The following is a 16435-nucleotide window of genomic DNA, read 5'->3' as shown; positions in this document are numbered from 1 at the left end:
TCATCCTTTGAAGAAAGCTGATCAAAAGGAGCCAGTTGAACAAACATCAGAACAACTATACGCAGAACGACGGGCAGAAAAAAAAGCGGCCAATAAGATTGTTTATTGGATTATTGGGATTGCGCTAGCGCTCGTTGTGATTATTGGTCTAATGGGTTATCGGTATGTCCAAACATCATTGAAACCCTATAACGCTACGGCTAAAACTGAAATTACGGTCAAGATTCCGAACGGATCAACCAATAAGGAAATTGCGGCCATTTTACAAGAAAAGAAATTAATTAAGAGTGCAATGGTTTTCAATTACTACGTTAAAACCCACAATTTTTCAGATTTCCAAGCGGGTTATCATGTATTGAAACAATCGATGGGCTTTGAAAAGATTATTTCAAACTTGCAAAAAGAAGGCACACCAACCCGACCACGGGACGTTACCGGTAAGGTCTTGGTTAAAGAAGGGGTCACGCTTGAAGAAATCGCAACAGCGGTTGGTAAGAATACTAAGTATTCAAAAGCGGACTTCATTAAATTAATCAAAGACAAACAATTCTTAGCGAGCTTGAAGAAGAAGTATCCAGAATTATTAACGTCAACGATGGCTAAGAAAAATGTCCGTTACCATCTAGAAGGGTATTTATTCCCAGCTACCTATGAAGTTTATAAAGACAGCACGTTAAAAGAAATTGTGACTGAAATGGTCAAAACAACGGATCAAAACTTACGACCTTATTATGCAACGATTAAGAGCAAGAAGTTGACGGTTCAAGAAGTCTTGACCTTGGCTTCCTTAGTTGAGCGTGAAGGGGTAACGGCAAGCGACCGTCAAAAGATTGCCGGTGTCTTCTTTAACCGACTAGACATTGATATGCCAATTCAATCTGATATTTCGGTCATGTACGCGTTGAACACGCATAAGACCCATCTGTATAATAAGGATGTTCAGGTCGATTCACCCTATAACTTGTACGTCCATTCAGGTTATGGACCAGGACCATTTAATTCACCAAGTTTACAATCGGTAACGGCTGTCTTGAATCCGTCCGAACGCGATCAAGATTATCTATACTTTGTTGCTAATCTCAAAACTGGTGAAGTCTATTATTCACATACATTAGATGAACATACCCAAACAACCAATTCGATTGAAGATTAACTGGTAAATCGTGGAAGTCGACCTCAATTGGGGTCGACTTCTGTCCGTTCAAAAAGAAGTAGAGAATAAAGGAGCGTCCCATGTCGAGTCAAAAGAAAGCACCAATTATTATCGGAGTTACCGGCGGATCGGGTAGCGGTAAAACAACCGTTAGCCAAGCCATCGCCACTAAATTTGCCAATCATTCGGTGATGTTATTACCACAAGATGCTTATTATAAACATCAAGACTTACCGTTTGAACAACGACAACAAACCAATTATGATCATCCAGATGCATTCGATACGGATCTGTTGTTGGCGCAAGTGACTGAATTGAAACAACATCGAGCAATTGAACAACCCGTTTATGATTATACGATTCATAATCGAACGGATGAAGTTGTCCATGTTGAACCGCAAGATGTGATTATTTTAGAAGGTATTTTAGTGTTGGCAGATCCACGATTACGTGATTTAATGGACATTAAGGTTTACGTGGATACCGATGATGATATTCGGTTATTACGGCGGATGAGTCGTGATATGGAAGCCCGCGGCCGGAGTTTTGACGACATTGTGGCGCAGTATTTGAAGACGGTTAAACCGATGTTCCATGAATTTATCGAACCGACTAAACGTTATGCGGATTTAATTGTCCCTGAAGGTGGCAATAACCGTGTTGCGATTGATTTGTTAGTCACGAAGATTCAATCGATTTTACATGCTTAATTAAAAAATAACGAAATAAATGAGGTGGCTAAGATGGCTGGAAAAAAATATCCAATGACCGAAGCTGGTAAAGCAAAATTAGTTGAGGAATTAGAAACGTTAAAAATGGTTAAACGACCAGAAGTCATTAACCGGATTAAGATTGCGCGTAGTTACGGCGATTTATCTGAAAATTCAGAATATGAATCAGCAAAAGATGAACAAAGTACGTTAGAAAGTCGTGTTTTAGAAGTTGAAAATATGTTACGTTTTGCCGAAGTAATCGATGCTGATAGCGTCGCAGACGGCATCATCGCGGTTGGTAGAACCGTGACTTTCACAGACGATGAAGATGGCGAAGAAGAAACATACCAAATCGTTGGGGCGGCTGAATCTGACCCACTTGCGGGCAAGATTTCAAATGATTCACCGATTGGTCAAGCAATTGTTGGCAAACAAGCCGGCGACAAAGTGGTGATTCAAACACCAGGTGGCGATATGCACGTCACGATTACTGACGTTAAATAAAGGTTCTATCAAAAAAAGACAATCGAAGGATTGTCTTTTTTTGATGAGACTGATTGATTAATCAGCCCATAGACGGATTGGGTTTTGTTGAAACCTTAGTATAATAAGAACTAATGAGTACGTGTGAAGGGAGCTTTTTAGATGCCGATAGTCTGGCGTATTTTCTTAATTATCGAAGCCATTATTTTTGGCACATTTATTTGGCAGATTATTTCGTATCCCGCCAATCTCTTTTTCATCATCTTCGGGATTGTTTGTCTCATTTGGGCGAATAAACGCCGAGGCAACCGTAAAGTCGGCTTTTTAACGACTTTGTTGACGATGATTGGGACGATTTCAATTTTAGTGACGCTCTTCATTAATTTTTCATTGTGGTTATTATTGATTAACGCGGTCGTTTTTTTGGCGCTCAATCATCGACGGGTGGGTCAATTCAATAACCGTAATTTAAATCAATTGTTTGATAATGCGCCTTGGCACCGGAAGAATTTTGTGCCAGTCAATACCAAAGAACCGACCGCTAAGTCGGATCAGGTCAAGCGTCATCAATGGTTTGGCAACCAAACGATTGGCAATAATATTTTTGAATGGGATGATATTAATTTTGCGGTCGTTGCTGGGGATACGATTATTGACTTAGGCAGTACGATTTTACCGAAGGCGGATAACCACATTGTGATTCGCAAAGGGTTTGGTAAAACGCGGATTTTGGTGCCGGTCGGGACTGGGGTTTATTTAGACCATTCCGCGATGATGGGGAGTGTCATCATCGAAAATCAACGTTATAACTTGAAAAATGAGTCGATTCAGTTGTATAGTAAAAACTATGATGAAGAAAGTCGCCATCTTAAAATCATTACCAACGTGGTAATCGGAGATCTTGAGGTGATTCTCGTATGAGTAAATTAGCCCGTAGTTTTATTTTTGGTATGACGGTCTTATTGACGCTCCTGTTTTCAGTGGCGTTGTTTTTTGCGTATTTCTATAGTGTTAACCAGAAACAGTGGTTATTGAAATTAGTCACAGTCCGCTTGTTTTACGTGCCATTGCTAGTGTACATCATTGCGGCGGCGGTGGTCGTTGGATTGGGTGTCACTTCGGTCGTGTATTTATTGATGCGCCAACAATTATCGCATACCGAAAGTCAGTTACAATATTTGGCGTCGGGGCAATATGAATCGCCAATTTTTGAAAATAACATGACGAACACGACGGATTTTGTCCAACCGATTGAGCAAACCATTGAACAATTACGTCAAAAAATGATACGCTTGCAACATGAAATTCAAAGTTATAGTGAACGACCAACCGTCTTGGTGGGTGAAACCAAGGAAGAAATTTTGGCACAAGAACGGCACCGGTTAGCCCGCGAATTGCACGATTCAGTCAGCCAGCAGTTATTTGCCGCGACGATGATGTTGTCAGCGCTCAGCGAAATAGCCCAAAAAGCGACGGATCAACCGCAGCTTTTGCAATCTTTAACCACGGTCGAACGGGTGTTAAACGATGCGCAATCCGAAATGCGGGCCCTTTTATTACATCTGCGGCCGGTTAATCTGGCGGGTAAGAGTTTACGTGATGGGATTATTCAATTATTGAACGAATTAAAGACTAAGATTAGCATCGAAATTACTTGGGATATTGATAATGTTCAGTTACCAAGCGGGATTGAGGATAATCTGTTTAGAATTGTGCAAGAATTGTTGTCGAATACGTTACGACACGCTAAGGCCCACGAAATTGAAGTTTATCTCAAAAAAGTTGGCCCCAGTGTCTTGCTGAAAGTGATTGACGATGGTCAGGGATTTGATCCCGCGGTCGCCCAAAAGGCAGGTAGTTACGGGTTAAATAACATTACCGAACGCGCGCACAGTATCGGTGGGACGGCTAAAATTATTAGTTTACCCGATCAAGGCACGAGCATTGAAATTCGAGTACCACTATTAAAGGAGACTAACTTAAGTGATTAATGTATTGATTGTCGATGACCATGAAATGGTCCGATTAGGGATTGCGACGTATTTAGGGGTGCAATCTGATATAACGGTGGTGGATCAAGCGGTCAATGGCCGTGAAGGGGTCGAAAAAGCGTTGGCTTTGCGACCAGATGCGATTTTAATGGATTTAGTCATGCCCGAAATGGACGGGATTGAAGCGACTAAGACGATTTTAAAAACATGGCCAGCCGCTAAAATTATTATTTTGACCAGTTTTATTGATGATGAGAAAGTCTATCCAGCGATTGAAGCTGGGGCGGCCAGTTACATATTAAAGACCTCAACGGCTGAAGAAATTGCGAATGCGATTCGTAAAACGGCGCAGGGGCAATCGGTTTTAGAACCAGAAGTGACTAATAAGATGATGAATCGAATGTCACACCAGTCAGAAGTCCAATTGTATGAGGATTTAACCAATCGGGAACGCGAAGTCTTAGGCTTAATTGCGAAGGGCCGTAGCAATCAGGAAATTGCGGATGAACTCTTCATTACCCTAAAGACGGTTAAGACCCACGTTTCGAATATCTTAGCAAAATTACAAGTTGAAGATCGCACGCAAGCCGCGATTTATGCCATTAAGAACCATTTAGCCTAGGAGGCGCAACCATGCAAATCACAATTACACCGGCAGCGAGTCATTGGTTTCAATCAGAACTAGGATTAAAGAGCGGCGATTCGGTCCGCTTTTTCGGGAAAGTGTATGGGCAAACTGCGGTGCACGATGGTTTCTCATTAGGCGTAGAACGTGCTGAAGTGCAAGCACCAATTACAACGGTGACGGTTGACGGGATTACCTATTTTGTTGGTGAAACCGATGATTGGTTTTTTGCGGGTTACGATTTACACGTGGCCTACAATGAGACGTTAGATGAACCGGCCTATCAATTTGAAGCACAAAAAAGCTGACCATTTCTGGTCAGCTTTTTTGATGTCCTGATTAATATTGAATGACGGTTCTGGATGTTGTTTGCGGTGTTGCCTCATTAAACAACGTTGCTAGTTGGTTAAAAGCCACTGTTTCAGTCGTTGGCCAATTAACTGGTTTGAAATTAGTGGCGAGTAGTTGCCAGATTTCTTTACGGTCTTTACGGGGATAATAGACGGAATCAATCCCATAAAGCGTGACGCCACGTAAGATAAAGGGGAGGACACTCGTGTTGAGTTGAATACCAGCCGCGTTGCCACAAGCGGCAACCACGCCATCTTGGTGCATCAGTGGTAGTAAGTGTTCTAGAACGGGCCCGCCTAAAGTATCAATCACCCCGGTATAGGTTTGGTGTGCTAATAATTTAGTTGGTTGTACGGTCAGTTGATCAGTCGCTAACACGTGAGCGGCCCCTAATTGGGTGAGATAAGCGCTTTGGGTTAAATCACGCGTGGTCGCCGTGATTTGATCAAAACCAAGTTTGGCTAGAAAACTGAGCGCGAAACTACCGACACCACCAGTCGCACCGGTCACTAATAAGGGCGTATGGTGGTCGATGGTTGCTGGTTGGCGGAGTAACTTAGTCACCGCAATCGCCGCTGTAAAACCGGCCGTGCCGTATTGCATGGCTTCTTGTAAACTGAGATCTGCCGGCAGTTTTAAAAGCCAATCACTGGGGACTTTAACGTACTGCGCATAACCACCATCAATTTGAATGCCCGTTCCATAGCCGGTGCATAAGACGGCATCGCCGGGTTCAAAAAAGAGATTATCGGAGGTGACGACGGTACCGGCAAAGTCGATACCGGGGGTTGCTGGATAGTTTCTCAAGACGCCGCTTTTAGCGTTCATCGTCAGTCGGTCTTTGTAGTTGATGTCGGAATAGGCGATTTTCACTAAGACCCCGGTTTTGGGTAACGCCGGGGTTAATTTCGTTTCGTAAGCTGCTGTGACGTTAGTTTCGGTTGCAGTTAGAACTAAAGCTTGATAGGCGACCATTGTAAAACCCCTTTTCTGATTTCGTTATTACTGTCATTATACATCAAACGTCAGTTTAAATTGGCATAAGAGTTCGGAAACGGTATAATTAAAGGGATATTGACAACTGAGTTAATTGAATGAATTGTTAAAGGGGCCAAGTAAAATGGAACAATCAATGGTGGAATTTAAAAATGTCATTAAACAATATGATGATGCCCAAATTTTAAAAGGCATCGATATGGCTTTGGAAAAAGGCAAATTTTATACGTTGTTAGGGCCGTCCGGTTGTGGGAAAACCACGATTTTAAGAATTATCGCTGGCTTTACGAATGCAACCTCTGGGGATGTTTTGTTTGAAGGCCAACGGATTAATGATTTACCGGCTAATCGGCGGCAAGTTAATACCGTTTTTCAAGACTACGCTTTATTTCCACATCTCAATGTTTTTGACAACGTTGCGTTTGGGTTAAACTTACGCAAAGTCAAAAAAGCGGATGTTCAAACTAAAGTCATTGAAGCGTTGAAACTAGTTCGTTTAGAGGGTTATGATCAACGCGAAATCAGTGAGCTATCTGGGGGTCAACAACAACGGGTGGCCATTGCGCGCGCACTAGCCAATGAACCGAAAGTTTTGTTGCTAGATGAACCGTTATCCGCACTTGATATGAAATTACGCAAAGCGATGCAATATGAATTACGCGATTTACAACAACGTTTAGGGATTACCTTCTTATTTGTCACACATGATCAAGAAGAGGCCTTAGCGATGAGTGATGAAATTTTTGTCATGAATGAAGGTCGGGTCTTGCAAAGTGGCACGCCAGTGGATATTTATGATGAACCAATTAACCATTTTGTCGCCGATTTTATTGGTGAAAGTAATATTTTACCCGGTAAGATGGTCGCGGATTATCAAGTTGAGATGGTCAATAAGGTCTTCGAATGTGCCGACGCCGGCATGCGGCCCCATGAAGCCGTCGAAATCGTTTTACGACCAGAGGATTTAGATATTGTGGCGGTTGATCAAGGCCAACTAGTGGTGACGGTTGATACCCAATTATTTAGAGGGGATTATTACGAAATCACCGCGTACGATACTGATCAGAACCGGTGGTTAATTCATTCGACGAACCCCGCTAAAGACGGGCAACAAGTCGGGTTGTTTTTTGAACCAGAAGATGTGCATATTATGCGTTTTGGGGAATCGGAAGAAGATTTCGATGCGCGACTCGATAGTTACGAAGAGGAGGAATAGGTTAGCATGCGGCGAAAACAGTTTATTTATTATATTCCGTACGCGCTGTGGTTAGTGCTATTCGTATTGGCCCCAGTCGCGCTGATTCTTTATCAATCCTTCTTCGATATTAACGGACAGGCGACGTTGCAAAATTATGCAACCTATTTTCAATCAGGGACTTATTTGAAGATGACGTTGAATTCACTATGGTATGCCTTTTTAATCACCTTAATCACGTTGTTGATCAGTTATCCAACGGCTTATTGGTTGCATCAAACCAAGCATAAACAATTGTGGTTACTGTTGATTATTTTACCAACGTGGATTAACTTATTATTAAAAGCGTACGCCTTTATTGGTATTTTTAGTCAAAACGGCGCCATCAACCATTTCCTAGGTTGGTTTGGCATTGGCCCACAACAGATTCTGTTCACTAATTTTAGTTTCTTAGTGGTTGCGACGTACATTGAAATTCCGTTTATGATTTTACCGATTTTTAACAGTTTAGAAGAATTAAATCCGTCATTGGTCAATGCGAGTCGCGATTTAGGGGCCAGCAATTGGCAAACCTTCACCAAAGTGATTGTGCCGTTGACGATGAGTGGCGTTAAAGCTGGCGTTCAAGCGATTTTTATTCCCTCATTATCCCTCTTCATGTTGACCCGTTTAATCGGGGGCAACCGGGTGATCACCTTAGGGACCGCGATTGAGGAACATTTCTTAACCACGATGAATTGGGGGATGGGTTCAACAATTGGGGTCGTCTTAATCGTTGCGATGGGCTTGATTATGGCCCTGACTGGTGAAAAGAAAACCAAGAAGAAGGTGACCCTTAAATGAAAAAGCACGCGTTTAAATGGCAAAATTTATATTTAATCGTCATCTTTATCTTGTTATACGCACCGATTTTCTATTTAATTTTTTATTCGTTTAGTAGTGGCGACAACATGAATGGCTTTAAATCGTTTACTTGGCAAAACTACCAGACGTTATTTGCCGATCAACGGATGATTGAAATTGTGCTAGAGACCTTGTTGATTGCGATTCTATCATCGCTATGTGCCACGATTATTGGGACGTTTGGGGCTTTGGGGATTTATTCCACTAAACAACGCCGCACACGGAATATTATTTTGTCATTAAATAATATTTTAATGGTGTCACCCGATGTGATTATTGGGGCGAGCTTCTTGATTTTCTTCACATTCTTAGGACTTGGGCTGGGCTTTGGATCGGTTCTATTAAGTCATATCGCTTTTTCAATTCCGATTGTGGTCTTGATGGTGTTACCGAAGTTAAATGAAATGCGGCCAGCATTAGTTGATGCCGCCCGTGATTTAGGGGCAAGTGATTGGCAAGTGTTGAGTCGCGTGATTTTACCCTACATTAGTTCGGGGATTTTCGCCGGTTTCTTTATGGCGTTTACCTATTCACTCGATGATTTTGCGGTCACTTTCTTTGTGACGGGCAACGGGTTTGAAACCTTATCCGTTGAAATCTATTCGCGGGCCCGCCAAGGGATTAGTTTAGAAATCAATGCCTTATCCGCGTTGATGTTTGTCTTCTCACTGATTTTAGTGGGTGGCTATTACTTCATTAATCAACGGAATCAGGCTCAAAAAGCTCGGCAAAAACGAAAGGGGGCCACGCGAATCAAATGAATAAATTAAGTCGAATTGCAGTTGCAATTTTAGTGGCCTGTTTAGCCTTGTGGCTGGGCATTGTCCAATTACAAAAATCACAGGGTTTTACGAAGGATAATACATTAACGTTATATAATTGGGGCGATTACATCGATCCAGCCTTAATTAAAAAGTTTGAAACCAAAACTGGCTATCATGTGTCGGTCGAAACCTTTGATAGCAACGAAGCGATGTACACTAAAATCAAACAGGGCGGAACCGCCTATGATTTAGCGGTGCCTAGTGATTACATGATTGAAAAGATGCGCAAAGCTAAGATGTTAAAACCAATTGATCATTCAAAATTGACGGGGTATCAAAATCTCGGGCAATCATTTTTAAATCAACCATTTGATCCGGATAATCGTTATTCGCTACCCTATTTCTGGGGGACGTTGGGGATTATCTACAATGATCAATTGACGAGCCAACCGATTACCAGTTGGTCTGACCTATGGCAACCGCAATATAAAGGCGACATCATGGTTGTCGATAGTGCGCGGGATATGATGGCGGTCGGATTGATTGAAACCGGTCAATCGGTCAACAGCACGAATCCGGCAGCTTTGGAAAAGGCTAAACAACGCCTCGATCAGATGGCACCAAACGTCAAAGCGGTGGTTGCGGATGAAATTAAAATGTATATGGTCCAAAATGAAGCGAGTGTCGCGGTAACTTGGTCGGGCGAAGCGGCTGAAATGCTGGCGAACAATTCGCATCTACACTATGTCGTGCCGACTGAAGGCAGCAATTTGTGGTTTGATAATTTGGTGATTCCGAAGACCGCTAAGCATGAAAAGGCGGCGTATGCCTTCTTGAACTTCATGTTAGAACCCAAGAATGCGGCGCAAAATGCGGATTATATCGGCTATTCAACACCGAACACAGCGGCTAAAAAATTATTGCCAGCCGCCACGCGGAATAACCCCGCCTTTTATCCTAGCAATCAACTGATTCAAAAATTGCAAGTTTACAGCGATTTATCACCGACAACGGTGGGCTTGTACAATGATTTATTTTTGGAGTTTAAGATGCAACATTAAGCCGGAAGTCGGACTTAAAGGGCAGAATTTATATGGTATAATAAACACAGCTTTTTTAAAGGGAGGTCGCTATGTCAATTGACTGGTCACAATTACTAACTTGGCGCATGCTGGCCAATGTATTAGACATTATCGTTGTTTGGTATTTTGTCTATAAATTAATGATGCTCATTCGTGGCACCAAAGCAGTTCAACTCTTTAAAGGAATTCTCGTCATCGCACTGATTAAGATTGTGAGTTGGTATCTAGGTTTAAGGACGGTTTCGTATATCATGGATCAGTTTATCAACTGGATCGTGATTGCGTTAATCGTGATTTTCCAACCAGAAATCCGCCGGGGCTTGGAACATATCGGTCGCGGTTCACTATTGATGCGGGGCAACAATCCTAAATTAGAAAAAGAAAATCAACTGATTAAAGCGTTAGATAAAGCGATTCAATACATGTCAAAACGCCGAATTGGTGCATTGATCACGATTCAAATGAAGACTGGTTTGGAAGATTACATTGAAACCGGGATTGATTTGGATGCTGACGTGACTGGTGAATTATTGATTAACATCTTTATCCCCAATACACCATTGCATGATGGTGCGGTGATTATTCGTGAGGGTAAAATTGCGGTGGCGGCCGCCTATTTACCACTTTCCGAAAGTAATTTAATTCCGAAAGAATTGGGGACGCGACACCGAGCAGCAGTCGGGATTAGTGAAGTCACTGATGCTTTAACGATTGTTGTTTCCGAAGAAACCGGTGGTGTCACGTTAACCAAGAATAATGAATTAATGCGCGATTTGACGCGGGATGATTATATGAAGTATTTCAATTCGCATTTGATTACGCAAGAGGAAGACAAGAATAGCCTTTTACAAGAATTCATTGATGGCTTCAAAAAAGGAGGCCGTAAATGATGAAAAAATGGGTTGAAGGACCTTGGCCTTACCGGATATTTGCGTTATTCTTAGCTATCCTACTGTTTGGGTACGTCAATATTGATAAGATCAATACGACGCGGCAAACGGATAATAATACGACTCAAATGTTAGCGACCCGTTCTGAAACGGTTAAAGTGCCGTTGCAGATTAACGCCGATACGGATCAATATTTCATTACCGGTTATCCGCAAAAGGTGAAAGTGAAATTATCGGGCCCCAACGCGTTAGTGACTTCCGCCGTTAATACGTTGAATTTCAGGATCATTGGTGATTTAACTAAATTATCGACAGGGACGCACACGGTTAAGCTGAAGCAAACTGGGATTAATAAAGAAATCAGTGTTAAAATTGAACCAGCTACGATTAAAGTCAAGATTGAAAAAAAGGTCACGAAGAATTTCCCAATTCAGGTCAACGTCAACGAAGAGAATTTAGCGACTGATTACAGCATTGGTAATCCTAAGTTAAGTCAAGATGTCGTTGAAGTCAGTGGGGCTAAGTCCGCTGTTAATGCGGTTAGTCAAGTGATTGCAACGGTTGATCCGGCTAAAGACACCAAAAAAGACATCAGCGAAGAAGTGTTGTTGCAAGCCGTTGATTCTGCGGGTAAGGCCTTAAATGTTTTAATCTCACCACAAACGGTCAACGTTAAAATCGCCGTTACGATGAATAAAAAAGCATTACCCGTTAGTTTAGAAAAGACTGGCGCTGTTTCTGGGTATCAATACACCTTAACGACGGACACTCAAAATGTGACGGTTTATGGGAAACAGCAGACGTTGGCTAAGTTATCATCCTTACCGGTGACGGTTGATTTAAGTGATGTGACCAGTTCAACGACTAAGACGGTTAAAATCAGTTTACCAGATGGGGTTTACGACAGTTCGCCAACTTCGATTAAAGTCAAAGTGGCTGTCACGAGTGATGGGAACGAAGCGAGCAGTCAAAGTTCGACCGCAACAACGTCTGCCAGTACCAGTACGGCTAGCAGTCAGTCCGAATCAACTAGTAGTTCATCGACTGATCAATCATCAAGCTCGGCAGATTCGTCAGCATCGACAAGTCAAAGTACAACAACCGAATAAAAATAATCTGGAATAGTATAGAGGAGTTTTTGAAATGGCAAAATATTTTGGTACAGATGGTGTCCGTGGTGTCGCCAATCAAGAATTAAGCCCAGAAATGGCATTTAAATTAGGCCGTGCCGGTGGTTACGTTTTAACAAAGCACGCAGACAAAAACCAACGGCCTAAGGTATTGGTTGCGCGCGATACACGGATTTCTGGTCAAATGTTGGAACAATCATTAATCTCTGGTTTGTTATCAGTCGGGATCGAAGTCTTATCATTAGGCGTCATCACAACACCAGCTGTGGCGTATTTAATCAAGGTACAAGAAGCGAGTGCCGGTATTATGATTTCGGCTTCACATAACCCAGCAATTTATAATGGGATTAAATTCTTTGGTGCCGATGGTTATAAATTACCGGATGAAACCGAAGAAGAAATTGAAGCGATTATTGATGCACCAACGGATACGTTACCTCGTCCAGAAGGCGAAGGTTTAGGGACCGTTGAAGAATATCCAGAAGGCGCTTTGAAGTACACACAATTCCTAGAACATACAATTCCAGATGATTTAGCTGGTTTAAAGGTCGCATTGGACGGCGCGAACGGTTCAACGAGTGGCTTAATTAGCCGTGTTTTTGCCGATTTGGAAACTGATTTCACGACAACCGCAACTCATCCTAATGGGTTAAACATTAACGATGGTGTCGGTTCAACCCATCCAGAAAACTTGGTTCGTAAAGTGCTTGAATCCGGTGCGGATGTCGGCGTCGCTTTTGATGGTGATGGGGATCGTTGTATCGCGGTTGATGAATTGGGGAATATCATCGATGGTGATAAGATTATGTTCATCTTAGGCCATTATTTATCACAAAAAGGCCGTTTAAAACAAGATACGATTGTCACGACTGTTATGAGTAACATCGGTTTGTATAAAGCGATTGAAGCTAACGGGATGAAGTCCGCCCAAACCGATGTTGGTGATCGGCACGTCGTTGAAGAAATGCGTGCGTCTGGTTATAACTTAGGCGGCGAACAATCAGGTCACATTATCATCTTTGATTATCATAATACTGGGGATGGCATGTTAACTGGGATTCAATTGTTGAATGTCATGAAACAAACCGGTAAGAAATTATCAGAATTAGCCGCACCAGTCAAAACTTATCCTCAAAAATTAATCAATTTAACGGTGACTGATAAAGATGCTTGGGAAACTAACGCTAAAATTCAAGCCGCGATTGATACCGTCGAAAAAGAAATGAACGGCGACGGTCGGGTTCTAGTGCGTCCTAGTGGGACAGAACCATTACTACGCGTCATGTGTGAAGCCGCTACGGAAGAAAAGGTAAATCAATACGCAGACCAAATCGCAGCAGTTGTTAAGGAAGAAATCGGGTAGAGCGCGACTCAAACGGTTTTAGTTTTAAATATTAATTAAAAATCACCATTTAACCCGAACTGAGGTTGAATGGTGATTTTAGATTAGACGGAAATTATTGTCAGAAAAAGCGTGTTTTAAAATCCTATAAATAACGTCCGATAGTCCTATATTTCAGGGATTATCCGGCGTTATTTTTGACGCCAAAAAGATTGACTAGCAATCGACGTTGAGGACTATACCGATTGTGCAAACTAGTCTATACCAATAAAAATTCTTGACATTAAAAAGCCTAATGGTATTATATTTAAGTGTTATACCAATTATATAATTAAAGCATACCAAAGATGAGAAGAGGATTTTATAATGTGTGGAATTGTTGGTGTCATTGGGAAATCAAATACAACTGAAATTTTATTAAATGGATTAGAAAAATTAGCCTACCGGGGTTATGATTCGGCTGGCATTTATGTCAATAGTCAAACGGGTCAAGATTATTTAGTCAAAGAACCCGGTAAAATTAGTGTCTTACAAGCGGCAGTTGGTCCCGAAGTGCAAGGGACCATTGGCGTTGGGCATACGCGTTGGGCAACCCATGGTGTGGCTAGCCAAGCGAATGCTCATCCCCACGTTTCAGCTGACGGTCGTTTCTATTTAGTGCATAACGGCGTTTTAACGAACTATGCTGAATTGCGTGCGACTTACTTAGCTGATGTTCAATTTGCGAGTGAAACCGATACGGAAGTGGCGGTTCAGTTGATTGCGAAAATTGCCCACGATGATCAGTTATCAGCCAAAGAAGCGTTCCGTAAGGCCTTAACGATGATTGAAGGGTCATACGCCTTTGTCATGGTCGACCGCGATGATCCAGAGACGTTATACGTTGCTAAAAATAAATCACCATTGTTAATCGGCGTGGGTGACGGTTTTAACGTTGTCTGCTCAGACGCGCTAGCAATGCTTAACGAAACCAAAGATTTTATCGAAATTCATGACCGTGAAATGGTCACTTTAAAAAAGAATTCATTACAAATTGAGGATTTAGACGGCACCTTTATTCACCGCGCTAGTTACCACGTTGAAATGGATGCTAGCGAAACGGGCAAAGGCGCTTATCCTCATTACATGCTCAAAGAAGTTGATGAACAACCCGCTGTCATGCGTCGGTTGTTAAACGAATACGTGACGGCTGATGGTCAGATTAAGATCAACGCTGATTTATTAACGGCGCTAGAAGCAGCGGATCGGTTGTACATTGTTGCAGCCGGAACGAGTTACCATGCCGGTTTAATCGGGAAGACCTTGTTTGAAAAGTTGGCTAAGAAACCAGTGGAAGTCCACGTTGCCAGTGAATTTGGCTACCATATGCCATTATTATCGGCGAAACCATTTTTTATCTTTTTAACGCAAAGTGGTGAAACCGCCGATAGTCGCCAAGTCTTGGTACAAACCAATCAAATGGGTTATCCAAGCTTGACGATTACCAACAGCCAAGGGTCGACGCTCTCACGTGAAGCCGACCATACCTTGTTGCTACACGCCGGTCCTGAAATTGCGGTGGCGTCAACTAAAGCTTACACCGCTCAAATTGCGGTTGAATTATTCTTAGCAGTTGCCTTAGGCCGCCATCAAGAACAGGCTGTTGCACTTGAATTTGACGTTAATCATGAATTAACATTGGTCGCAACCGGTATGGAAGCCGTCCTAAGTGATAAGGATCAAATTGAAGCCTTGGTTAAACACTATTTAGCCACGACGCGTAACGCGTTTTATATCGGACGGGGCACGGACTATGCGTTGAGTTTAGAGGCTGCCTTGAAACTCAAAGAAATTTCGTACATTCAAGCGGAAGGTTTTGCGGCTGGCGAATTAAAACACGGCACGATTGCTTTGATTGAAGATGGCACACCGGTGTTGGCCTTCTTAATGGATCAATCGACCATTGACCATACTCGGGGTAATCTCCAAGAAGTCACGGCTCGGGGGGCGCAAACGTTCACGATTGTCAGTGACGCTTTCGCACAACCAACTGATCAGATTGTTTTACCACAAGTCAATCCGTTGTTAACGGCGCTAGTTGGCGTTGTGCCAGCACAATTAATCGCTTATTATGCGAGCTTACAACGCGGATTAGATGTCGATCAACCCCGGAATCTCGCTAAGAGTGTGACGGTTGAATAATTATTAAAAGCCACAATAAAACCCGCTTAATCAGCTGATTAGGCGGGTTTTTATTGTGGCTTATGAATGGGTTTAAACCATTTGATCTGTATCGTAAATTGCACGGGGACCACCGACGTATTTAGGCCGGGAACGAAGTGCGGTCACGTGAGCGGCGCCCAATGTTTGTAGTGTCGGACGGACCGGGACTTGGACGAATTTAACGTGCATCCCGATTGCGGTATCGCCAATATCAATGCCGGCTTGAGCCACAATATGTTCAACCTCAACTGGTTGTTCGAATTGATCGAAAGCGGCAACGGAACAGGCCCCACCAGCGTGCATCGCTGGGACGACCGAAACGATTTCGAATTGGCGTTGTTGGGCGACCGTCTTTTCGACGACTAAGCTGCGGTTGATATGTTCACAGCCTTGAACGGCCAATTGAATTTGCCGTGGTTTTAAAATAGCTAATAAGGTTTCGATAATGACCGCACCCGTTTCTTGGCTCGATGATTGGCCAATCTGACCGCCGACGACTTCACTGGTTGAACACCCTAAGACGAAAAGGTCGCCGGCTTGCAGGTGAGCGGCTTCTAAAACATCAAGCGTGATACTTGTTAAATCGGTTTTGATTTGCGTTAATTGAGTTGACAT

At 42.6% G+C, this 16435-nt stretch carries 17 protein-coding genes; 15 read left to right on the top strand and 2 right to left on the bottom strand.

Going from position 1 to position 16435, the window contains the following annotated elements; translation table 11 throughout:
* Positions 1 to 7: 7 nt before the first annotated feature.
* From mltG to LFUMFP_RS07425, 7 genes are all read left to right on the top strand, one after another.
* On the top strand, positions 8 to 1153 hold the full coding sequence (mltG, locus tag LFUMFP_RS07455; RefSeq protein WP_106483350.1) for an endolytic transglycosylase MltG: 1146 nt from the start codon (positions 8 to 10) through the stop codon (positions 1151 to 1153).
* Between the two features lie 80 nt (positions 1154 to 1233).
* Entirely contained in the window at positions 1234 to 1863 is a 630-nt protein-coding gene (udk, locus tag LFUMFP_RS07450; protein ID WP_025083620.1) for a uridine kinase, read from the top strand.
* A 33-nt stretch (positions 1864 to 1896) separates the two neighbouring features.
* A complete protein-coding gene (gene greA, locus LFUMFP_RS07445) occupies positions 1897 to 2370 on the top strand; it encodes a transcription elongation factor GreA (protein ID WP_025083619.1) in 474 nt (157 codons plus the stop codon).
* 141 nt (positions 2371 to 2511) lie between these two features.
* Positions 2512 to 3270: a cell wall-active antibiotics response protein LiaF gene (gene liaF, locus LFUMFP_RS07440; RefSeq protein WP_106483349.1), complete on the top strand. Its 759-nt coding sequence runs from the start codon at positions 2512 to 2514 to the stop codon at positions 3268 to 3270.
* Positions 3267 to 4340: a sensor histidine kinase gene (locus LFUMFP_RS07435; protein WP_025083617.1), complete on the top strand. Its 1074-nt coding sequence runs from the start codon at positions 3267 to 3269 to the stop codon at positions 4338 to 4340. The genes liaF and LFUMFP_RS07435 overlap by 4 nt, the downstream gene beginning before the upstream one ends.
* Positions 4333 to 4962, top strand: coding sequence for a response regulator transcription factor (locus LFUMFP_RS07430; RefSeq protein WP_025083616.1), 630 nt, complete (start codon positions 4333 to 4335; stop codon positions 4960 to 4962). Before LFUMFP_RS07435 ends, LFUMFP_RS07430 begins: the two co-directional genes overlap by 8 nt.
* A gap of 11 nt (positions 4963 to 4973) precedes the next feature.
* On the top strand, positions 4974 to 5273 hold the full coding sequence (locus tag LFUMFP_RS07425; RefSeq protein ID WP_025083615.1) for a HesB/YadR/YfhF family protein: 300 nt from the start codon (positions 4974 to 4976) through the stop codon (positions 5271 to 5273).
* Between the two features lie 31 nt (positions 5274 to 5304).
* Here the strand turns inward: LFUMFP_RS07425 and LFUMFP_RS07420 are convergent, their stop codons facing one another.
* Positions 5305 to 6291 (bottom strand): YhdH/YhfP family quinone oxidoreductase, encoded by a 987-nt coding sequence (locus LFUMFP_RS07420; protein ID WP_056950319.1) that lies wholly within the window; start codon positions 6289 to 6291, stop codon positions 5305 to 5307.
* 145 nt (positions 6292 to 6436) lie between these two features.
* Here LFUMFP_RS07420 and LFUMFP_RS07415 point away from each other — a divergent pair, with 145 nt between their 5' ends.
* The 8 genes from LFUMFP_RS07415 (at position 6437) to glmS (ending at position 15799) form a co-directional block, all read left to right on the top strand.
* Positions 6437 to 7528, top strand: coding sequence for an ABC transporter ATP-binding protein (locus LFUMFP_RS07415; protein WP_056950314.1), 1092 nt, complete (start codon positions 6437 to 6439; stop codon positions 7526 to 7528).
* Positions 7529 to 7534: 6 nt separating this feature from the next.
* A complete protein-coding gene (locus tag LFUMFP_RS07410) occupies positions 7535 to 8350 on the top strand; it encodes an ABC transporter permease (protein ID WP_025083614.1) in 816 nt (271 codons plus the stop codon).
* Positions 8347 to 9171, top strand: coding sequence for an ABC transporter permease (locus tag LFUMFP_RS07405; protein WP_056950311.1), 825 nt, complete (start codon positions 8347 to 8349; stop codon positions 9169 to 9171). The genes LFUMFP_RS07410 and LFUMFP_RS07405 overlap by 4 nt, the downstream gene beginning before the upstream one ends.
* Positions 9168 to 10235 (top strand): ABC transporter substrate-binding protein, encoded by a 1068-nt coding sequence (locus LFUMFP_RS07400; protein ID WP_025083613.1) that lies wholly within the window; start codon positions 9168 to 9170, stop codon positions 10233 to 10235. The genes LFUMFP_RS07405 and LFUMFP_RS07400 overlap by 4 nt, the downstream gene beginning before the upstream one ends.
* Before the next feature lie 71 nt (positions 10236 to 10306).
* Positions 10307 to 11146, top strand: a complete 840-nt coding sequence (gene cdaA / locus LFUMFP_RS07395) for a diadenylate cyclase CdaA (RefSeq protein WP_025083612.1) — start codon at positions 10307 to 10309, stop codon at positions 11144 to 11146.
* Positions 11146 to 12255 carry a CdaR family protein gene (locus LFUMFP_RS07390; RefSeq protein WP_233210634.1) on the top strand — a complete coding sequence of 370 codons (1110 nt, stop codon included), beginning with the start codon at positions 11146 to 11148 and terminating at the stop codon, positions 12253 to 12255. Before cdaA ends, LFUMFP_RS07390 begins: the two co-directional genes overlap by 1 nt.
* A gap of 34 nt (positions 12256 to 12289) precedes the next feature.
* On the top strand, positions 12290 to 13639 hold the full coding sequence (gene glmM / locus LFUMFP_RS07385) for a phosphoglucosamine mutase (protein ID WP_025083610.1): 1350 nt from the start codon (positions 12290 to 12292) through the stop codon (positions 13637 to 13639).
* Positions 13640 to 13984: 345 nt separating this feature from the next.
* Positions 13985 to 15799, top strand: a complete 1815-nt coding sequence (gene glmS, locus LFUMFP_RS07380) for a glutamine--fructose-6-phosphate transaminase (isomerizing) (protein ID WP_106483347.1) — start codon at positions 13985 to 13987, stop codon at positions 15797 to 15799.
* A 72-nt stretch (positions 15800 to 15871) separates the two neighbouring features.
* On the opposite strand, the gene LFUMFP_RS07375 is transcribed toward glmS, so the two are convergent.
* Positions 15872 to 16435 carry a TIGR01440 family protein gene (locus LFUMFP_RS07375; RefSeq protein WP_106483346.1) on the bottom strand — a complete coding sequence of 188 codons (564 nt, stop codon included), beginning with the start codon at positions 16433 to 16435 and terminating at the stop codon, positions 15872 to 15874.

This window comes from Latilactobacillus fuchuensis (assembly GCF_900258455.1).
GTDB classification, from domain to species: domain Bacteria; phylum Bacillota; class Bacilli; order Lactobacillales; family Lactobacillaceae; genus Latilactobacillus; species Latilactobacillus fuchuensis.
This window is presented reverse-complemented; position numbering and strand designations above follow the sequence as displayed.

Bases quoted from the DNA above. Each gene is read 5' to 3' on its own strand.
- liaF (WP_106483349.1), top strand. From the start codon at position 2,512: ATGCCGATAGTCTGGCGTATTTTCTTAATTATCGAAGCCATTATTTTT.
- LFUMFP_RS07405 (WP_056950311.1), top strand. From the start codon at position 8,347: ATGAAAAAGCACGCGTTTAAATGGCAAAATTTATATTTAATCGTCATC.
- LFUMFP_RS07420 (WP_056950319.1), bottom strand. From the start codon at position 6,291: ATGGTCGCCTATCAAGCTTTAGTTCTAACTGCAACCGAAACTAACGTC.
- cdaA (WP_025083612.1), top strand. From the start codon at position 10,307: ATGTCAATTGACTGGTCACAATTACTAACTTGGCGCATGCTGGCCAAT.
- LFUMFP_RS07415 (WP_056950314.1), top strand. From the start codon at position 6,437: ATGGAACAATCAATGGTGGAATTTAAAAATGTCATTAAACAATATGAT.
- LFUMFP_RS07410 (WP_025083614.1), top strand. From the start codon at position 7,535: ATGCGGCGAAAACAGTTTATTTATTATATTCCGTACGCGCTGTGGTTA.
- LFUMFP_RS07400 (WP_025083613.1), top strand. From the start codon at position 9,168: ATGAATAAATTAAGTCGAATTGCAGTTGCAATTTTAGTGGCCTGTTTA.
- LFUMFP_RS07390 (WP_233210634.1), top strand. From the start codon at position 11,146: ATGAAAAAATGGGTTGAAGGACCTTGGCCTTACCGGATATTTGCGTTA.
- glmM (WP_025083610.1), top strand. From the start codon at position 12,290: ATGGCAAAATATTTTGGTACAGATGGTGTCCGTGGTGTCGCCAATCAA.
- LFUMFP_RS07425 (WP_025083615.1), top strand. From the start codon at position 4,974: ATGCAAATCACAATTACACCGGCAGCGAGTCATTGGTTTCAATCAGAA.
- udk (WP_025083620.1), top strand. From the start codon at position 1,234: ATGTCGAGTCAAAAGAAAGCACCAATTATTATCGGAGTTACCGGCGGA.
- glmS (WP_106483347.1), top strand. From the start codon at position 13,985: ATGTGTGGAATTGTTGGTGTCATTGGGAAATCAAATACAACTGAAATT.
- LFUMFP_RS07435 (WP_025083617.1), top strand. From the start codon at position 3,267: ATGAGTAAATTAGCCCGTAGTTTTATTTTTGGTATGACGGTCTTATTG.
- LFUMFP_RS07375 (WP_106483346.1), bottom strand. From the start codon at position 16,435: ATGTCAACTCAATTAACGCAAATCAAAACCGATTTAACAAGTATCACG.
- greA (WP_025083619.1), top strand. From the start codon at position 1,897: ATGGCTGGAAAAAAATATCCAATGACCGAAGCTGGTAAAGCAAAATTA.